The organism is Klebsiella sp. JN_Kp126 (assembly GCF_033843325.1).
Classification (GTDB): Bacteria; Pseudomonadota; Gammaproteobacteria; order Enterobacterales; family Enterobacteriaceae; genus Klebsiella; species Klebsiella michiganensis.
Genome location: NZ_JAWXQV010000058.1, coordinates 35,036 through 41,706 on the forward strand (window position 1 = coordinate 35,036; position 6,671 = coordinate 41,706).

Below are 6,671 nucleotides of genomic sequence, written 5' to 3' on the forward strand. Positions count from 1 at the left end.
ATGATGTCATCAGTTACCACTTCAGGTACTACCCGGTCGGCTTTTAGCTTCTCCCGCATTTGGGATCAGTTCGGCATGCTGGTTGTTTTCGCGGTGCTGTTTATTGGCTGCGTGATTTTTGTGCCTAATTTTGCCTCGTTTATTAATATGAAAGGCCTTGGGCTGGCTATTTCTATGTCCGGAATGGTGGCCTGCGGAATGCTGTTTTGCCTGGCATCGGGGGATTTCGATCTGTCGGTCGCCTCGGTTATCGCCTGTGCCGGTGTGACCACTGCGGTGGTGATTAACCTGACGGAGAGCATGTGGGTGGGGATCGGCGCCGGTCTGCTGCTCGGCGCGCTGAGCGGCCTGGTCAATGGTTTTGTGATTGCCCGCCTGAAGATTAACGCCCTGATCACCACCCTGGCCACCATGCAGATCGTCCGCGGTCTGGCCTATATCATCTCTGACGGTAAAGCAGTTGGGATTGAAGACGAGCGTTTCTTTACCCTCGGCTACGCCAACTGGTTTGGCCTGCCAGCGCCTATCTGGCTGACCGTTGCCTGCCTGATTGTCTTCGGCCTGTTGTTGAATAAAACCACCTTTGGCCGCAATACCCTGGCGATTGGCGGTAACGAAGAAGCGGCGCGTCTGGCGGGCGTGCCGGTAGTGCGGACCAAGATCATCATTTTCGTCCTTTCCGGCCTGGTTTCCGCGGCGGCAGGCATTATCCTGGCTTCACGAATGACCAGCGGACAGCCGATGACCTCGATTGGCTATGAGCTGATTGTCATCTCGGCCTGCGTGCTGGGGGGCGTATCGTTGAAAGGCGGGATCGGTAAGATCTCCTACGTGGTGGCCGGGATCCTGATCCTGGGAACGGTAGAGAATGCGATGAACCTGCTCAATATCTCGCCATTCTCGCAGTATGTCGTACGCGGCGTGATTTTACTGGCGGCGGTGATCTTCGACCGCTACAAACAGAAAGCGAAACGAGCCGTTTGATTCGTCCAACTTTTCAGTTTAATCCTAATCCATTGCCAGCGCTCGTTGCGCTGGCAATGACTATCAAAAATGGCGAGGCTGGTCACACTGTCTATACTTACATGGCTACAATTATTTAACACCCAGCATGTTGCTGGCCATGATAAGGAGGAAACAGGGTGGCTGACCAGATTTATGTACCGCCTGCGTTAACCGGAAACTGCGCTTTTTTCTTTGACCTCGACGGTACCCTTGCCGGTATCAAACCCCATCCCGATCAGGTGGTCATTCCTGCCGATGTTTTGCAGTCGCTGCGCCAGCTCGTGCAGCAGCACAACGGCGCGGTGGCATTGATTTCAGGGCGCTCAATGGTTGAGCTGGATGAGCTTACCCGTCCTTACCGGCTGCCGCTTGCCGGTGTCCACGGGGCTGAACGCCGTGATATCAATGGTAAAACGCATATTGTCTCTTTACCGGATTCTCTCCAGAAGGCGCTCTCTGCGGAACTGACCGCGGCGCTGGATGACTTGCCGGGATGCGAACTGGAAAGTAAGGGGATGGCCTTTGCTCTGCACTACCGACAGGCGCCGGAGCATCAGCACGCGGTGCTCGCGCTGGCGCAGGCCGTCGTGCAGCGCCATCCCATTCTGGCATTACAGCCGGGTAAGTGCGTGGTGGAGATCAAACCGCGCGGAGTGAATAAAGGTGAAGCGATAGCCGCTTTTATGCAGGAAGCTCCATTCAGCGGGCGCAGGCCGGTGTTTGTCGGTGATGACTTAACCGATGAAGCGGGTTTTAGCGTCGTCAATCAACTGAGTGGCGTATCGGTCAAAGTGGGCGGCGGTGAGACCCAGGCGCACTGGCGCCTGCCGGATGTCGCCGCTGTTCATCTTTGGATTAGTAACATCGCGAATCATGGGCAACAACCAGATGCGCTAACCGACAGGAGAGATGGCTATGAGTCGCTTAGTCGTAGTATCTAATCGTATTGCCCCGCCGGATGACAAAAAGGCCAGCGCCGGTGGCCTTGCCGTGGGGATTATGGGGGCATTAAAAGCAGCCGGAGGACTGTGGTTCGGCTGGAGTGGGGAAATCGGTGACGACCAGCAGCCGTTAAAAAAAGTGAAGCAGGGGAATATCACCTGGGCTTCCTTTAACCTTAGCGAGCAGGATCACGACGAATATTACAACCGCTTTTCCAATGCCGTTTTATGGCCCGCCTTCCACTATCGTCTCGATCTGGTTGATTTTCAGCGTGAAGCCTGGGAAGGCTATCAGCGCGTCAACGCAACGCTGGCGGATAAACTGCTGCCGCTGATCGAACCTGACGATATCGTCTGGATCCACGATTACCACCTGCTGCCGCTGGCCAGCGAACTGCGCCAGCGCGGGGTCAATAATCGCATCGGCTTCTTTTTACATATTCCGTTCCCGACGCCGGAAGTCTTTAACGCGCTCCCGCCGCACGCGGAGCTGCTTGAACAGCTGTGCGATTACGATTTACTGGGTTTCCAGACCGAGAGCGATCGCCTGGCGTTTCTCGATTGCGTATCGATGCAGACTCGCCTGACGACGCGCGACGGCAAAAAGCATGTGGCCTGGGGGAAACCTTTCCACACCGAAGTCTATCCGATCGGTATCGATCCGGAAGAGATTGCGCGGAGCGCAAAAGGGCCGCTGCCGCCGAAGCTGGCGCAGCTGAAGAGCGAACTGAAAAGCGTGCAGAATATCTTTTCCGTTGAGCGGCTGGACTATTCCAAGGGGCTGCCGGAGCGTTTTCTGGCCTACGAGGCGCTGCTGGAGAACTATCCGCAGCATCACGGCAAGATTCGCTATACCCAGATCGCGCCGACGTCGCGCGGCGATGTTCAGGCCTACCAGGATATTCGTCATCAGCTTGAAACCGCGGCCGGCCGCATTAATGGCCGATATGGCCAGCTGGGCTGGACGCCGCTTTATTACCTGAACCAGCACTTTGAACGCAAGCTGCTGATGAAAATCTTCCGCTACTCGGACGTCGGTCTGGTTACGCCGCTGCGCGATGGGATGAATCTGGTGGCGAAAGAGTATGTGGCCGCGCAGGACCCGCAAAATCCGGGCGTGCTGGTGCTGTCGCAGTTTGCCGGCGCGGCGAACGAGCTGCCGACGGCCTTAATCGTCAATCCTTACGATCGCGACGAGGTCGCGGCTGCGCTGGACCAGGCGTTAACCATGCCGCTGGCCGAGCGTATTGCCCGCCATTCGGCCATGCTGGCGGTGATTAAAGATAACGATATTCATCGCTGGCAGGAGCGGTTTATTGCCGATCTAAAGGAGATTGAGCCAGGAAGTGAGGAGAGCCACTTAGCGCGCAAGGTCGCGACCTTCCCCAAGCTCGCCTGAGACGATCGCGGTTAGCGCTTTCGGCGCTAACCTTTTTCCAGACACACCAGCAGCACGTCAACGCCGCTGCTGCCCACGATATCTTTCGCCGAACAGGTGGCGCGAGAAAACAGGCTCTGGTTGTGGTTGCCGCAAATCACCAGGTCAACGCGGTGCCGCTGGCAAAAATCCTTCACATGGTGGGCAATCCCGCCGCTGGCGATAGTCATTTTCTCTATCGGGTAGTCGGCGTGGCGGGCGAGCTCGGCCAGAAAGCCGCGCGTCTCCTCCTGCATCACTTCGCGTAAATTTTCCATCATTGGCGCCGCAAACTGGTTATACAGCTCCGGGTCCGTTGCCAGGGTAATCAGGCTGACCTTCGCATTGACCGGACGGGCGATGGAGACGGCTTTCTGAATGAGGACCCGGCTTTCCGGGGTTGGCGCCACGGCGACCAGCAGATGTGAGTAGGGCATCAAGCCTCCTTGAGATACGCGAAACAACCCTTTTCTATTGTCTTTACTCCCATTCCTTAGCTTTCGCAAGGTTTATCCGCAGCGAAATAACGCGCCCAGATTTCACTCCGCCGTGCGCCATTTTTGTGGTCGCCTCGCAACTTTTGGTCCGATCTTTTGTATTAAAAGAAACGCTGTTTTATAAATCAGTGAGGCGCGTTCATCGACTCTTTGTGTTTTTGCCATTGAACGCTTTTGGCTGGCAAAAATGAAAAGGTAACGCCGTTCCCATGTTCTTAATGTAGCCATGTATCAACCCCCTTTTGGCTGAATGGGCCAAAACGCGGTTCGGAGTTCTCTAAAAAAAGACACAGGATTTACGGCGATGAAAACACGTAAAATCGGTTTGGTTAACTACCTTGCCTATGGATCGGGCGATTTCCTTGGTGCGGGAACGACCGCACTCACAGCAGCATGGCTGCTCTACTTCTACACCACCTTTTGCGGTCTTTCCCCTATCGAGGCGACGCTTATTTTTGCCACCGCCAGGGTTCTGGATGCGGTAATCAGTCCGCTGATGGGCTTTCTGACGGATAACTTTGGCTCAACCTGGCTGGGGAAACGTTTTGGCAGGCGTAAGTTCTTCATCCTGCTCGGCATCCCCTGCGTGTTTAGCTACTCCATCATGTGGGTAGGGGATATGGGGTTCTGGTACTACCTGCTGACCTATCTTCTTTTTGATATTGTTTACACCATGATTCTGGTGCCGTATGAAACGCTGGTACCGGAAATGACCGATGATTTTAAACAGAAAACCAAATTCTCCGGCGCGCGTATTTCTATGGCGCAGATGTCGGCGATTCTGGCTTCCTTCCTGCCGGGCGTTCTGCTGACTATCTTTGGTAAGGACAACGCCGTTTCTTTCTTTTATGCCAGCCTGGTGTTCTCGGTGCTGTGCGCCATGATGTTGACCTTCGTCTGGTTCTTTACCTGGGAACGCCCGCGTGAAGAGTGGACGGAGGCCGCGCTGCGCGCCGAAGAGGAGAAACAGAACCTGAGCCTGTCGCAGAGTCTTAACCGCCTGTTCATTGAGTTAAGTTCGACCCTGCGCATTAAAATTTTCCGGCAGCATCTGGGGATGTATCTGGGCGGCTATATCGCCCAGGATGTCTTTAATGCGGTCTTTACCTACTATGTGGTGTTTGTCCTGATGCAGGAAGCCTCAATGGCTTCTAACCTGCTCGGAACCATGGCGATCTTCCAGTTTATTGCGGTTATCGCCATGATCCCGCTGTGTATTCGCTTCGGGCCGGCGCCATCGTACCGCATGGTGGTGGTGCTGTTCGGCCTGAGTTCGCTCTCTTACGCGGTGCTGTACTACGCTGGCCTCAGCGATGTCTATTCGCTGCTGCTGCTGATATCCGCAGTGGCGGGCCTGGGCCGCGGCGGCATCAACTACGTTCCGTGGAACACCTACACCTATATTGCCGACGTGGACGAAGTGATCACCGGCCAGCGCCGCGAAGGCATCTTTGCCGGGATCATGACCCTGACGCGTAAAGCTTCCCAGGCCGGAGCGGTGATGCTGGTGGGGATCATCATGCAGATGTCGGGCTTTGTCTCCGGACAGAAAACGCAGCCCTATGAAGTGAGCCATACCATTCTGCTGATCCTCAGCGTGGGCACCTTACTGGTGCTGGCCTGCGGTTTCCTCGTCTCCCTGCGCTTTAAGCTCAATCTGCAAACCCACAGCGTCCTGCGCGCGGAAACGCTGAAAATGCGTGAATCCGGTCGCGCTCAGCCAGAACTGGCCAGCGCCGGGGATCGTGAGGTGGTGGAGATGCTGGCCGGGATGCCGTACGACGCCCTGTGGGGAAACAACAATATTGGTTATCTGAATCGGAATAAACCCGCCGCGCCAGCGCTGAAGCCGCGTTCAGCCATGAATTCGACATATAACAGAGGTTAAGGATATGAAAGTTTGGCCTGTCAAACATAGCCCACTACTGCGCCAGCCGGAGCGTTTTATCGCCCGCAATGAACTGCAGGCGCTGATTCAGAAGGTGACGCACAATCTGGTCAACATTAAGGACGAAAGCGGGCAATTTTTACTGCGGCTGGACGACGGACGCGTTATCGACACCAAAGGGTGGAACGGCTGGGAGTGGACTCACGGCGTCGGCCTGTACGGTATTTATCAGTATTACCAGCAGACCGGCGATACGGCGATGCGCGACATTATTGATGGCTGGTTTGCCGACCGCTTTGCCGAAGGCGCGACCACCAAAAACGTCAACACCATGGCGCCGTTTCTCACCCTGGCTTACCGCTACGAAGAGACGGGCAACCCCGCGTATCTGCCCTGGCTCGATAGCTGGGCGGAGTGGGCGATGAACGAAATGCCCCGCACTGAGTCTGGCGGCATGCAGCACATCACCCTGGCGGAAGAGAATCATCAGCAGATGTGGGACGACACGCTGATGATGACGGTTCTGCCGCTGGCGAAAATCGGCAAGCTGCTTAATCGTCCGCAATACGTAGAGGAGGCGGTATATCAGTTTCTGCTGCACGTGCAGAATCTGATGGACCGTGAGACCGGCCTGTGGTTTCACGGCTGGAGCTACGAGGGGCGGCATAATTTCGCCCACGCTCGCTGGGCGCGCGGCAATAGCTGGCTGACTATCGTTATTCCGGATTTCCTGGAGCTGGTGGATTTACCCGAGAACAGCGCTGATGAATCCCCTAATGATTTTTATCAAAATCATTAAGTTAAGGTAGATACACATCTTGTCATATGATCAAATGGTTTCGCCAAAAATCAATAATCAGACAACAAAATGTGCGAACTCGATATTTTACACGACTCTCTTTACCAATTCTGCCCCGAATTAC

General features: G+C 55.2%; 6 protein-coding genes and 1 pseudogene. 5 read left to right on the forward strand and 2 right to left on the reverse strand.

What is annotated here, in order from left to right; all coding sequences use genetic code 11:
* Nucleotides 1-3: 3 nt before the first annotated feature.
* From araH to otsA, 3 genes are all read left to right on the forward strand, one after another.
* Nucleotides 4-984: an L-arabinose ABC transporter permease AraH gene (araH, locus tag SIK97_RS14510; RefSeq protein WP_025106114.1), complete on the forward strand. Its 981-nt coding sequence runs from the start codon at nucleotides 4-6 to the stop codon at nucleotides 982-984.
* Between the two features lie 158 nt (nucleotides 985-1,142).
* Nucleotides 1,143-1,946 (forward strand): trehalose-phosphatase, encoded by an 804-nt coding sequence (gene otsB, locus SIK97_RS14515; protein WP_014229862.1) that lies wholly within the window; start codon nucleotides 1,143-1,145, stop codon nucleotides 1,944-1,946.
* Nucleotides 1,921-3,345, forward strand: a complete 1,425-nt coding sequence (gene otsA / locus SIK97_RS14520) for an alpha,alpha-trehalose-phosphate synthase (protein ID WP_014229861.1) — start codon at nucleotides 1,921-1,923, stop codon at nucleotides 3,343-3,345. The genes otsB and otsA overlap by 26 nt, the downstream gene beginning before the upstream one ends.
* A 26-nt stretch (nucleotides 3,346-3,371) precedes the next feature.
* Here otsA and uspC read toward each other — a convergent pair whose 3' ends face one another.
* Nucleotides 3,372-3,800, reverse strand: coding sequence for a universal stress protein UspC (uspC, locus tag SIK97_RS14525; protein ID WP_004852164.1), 429 nt, complete (start codon nucleotides 3,798-3,800; stop codon nucleotides 3,372-3,374).
* A gap of 102 nt (nucleotides 3,801-3,902) precedes the next feature.
* Complete coding sequence (locus SIK97_RS14530; protein WP_155774224.1) at nucleotides 3,903-4,088, reverse strand: hypothetical protein; 186 nt, start codon at nucleotides 4,086-4,088, stop codon at nucleotides 3,903-3,905.
* 76 nt (nucleotides 4,089-4,164) lie between these two features.
* On the opposite strand from SIK97_RS14530, the gene SIK97_RS14535 reads away from it, so the two are divergent.
* The gene (locus tag SIK97_RS14535) at nucleotides 4,165-5,748 is read left to right on the forward strand and encodes an MFS transporter (protein WP_009652039.1); all 1,584 of its coding nucleotides are present in this window, start codon (nucleotides 4,165-4,167) and stop codon (nucleotides 5,746-5,748) included.
* A gap of 4 nt (nucleotides 5,749-5,752) precedes the next feature.
* Nucleotides 5,753-6,511 (forward strand): annotated as a pseudogene (locus SIK97_RS14540) (glycoside hydrolase family 88 protein); the annotation flags it as partial.
* Nucleotides 6,512-6,671 lie beyond the last annotated feature (160 nt).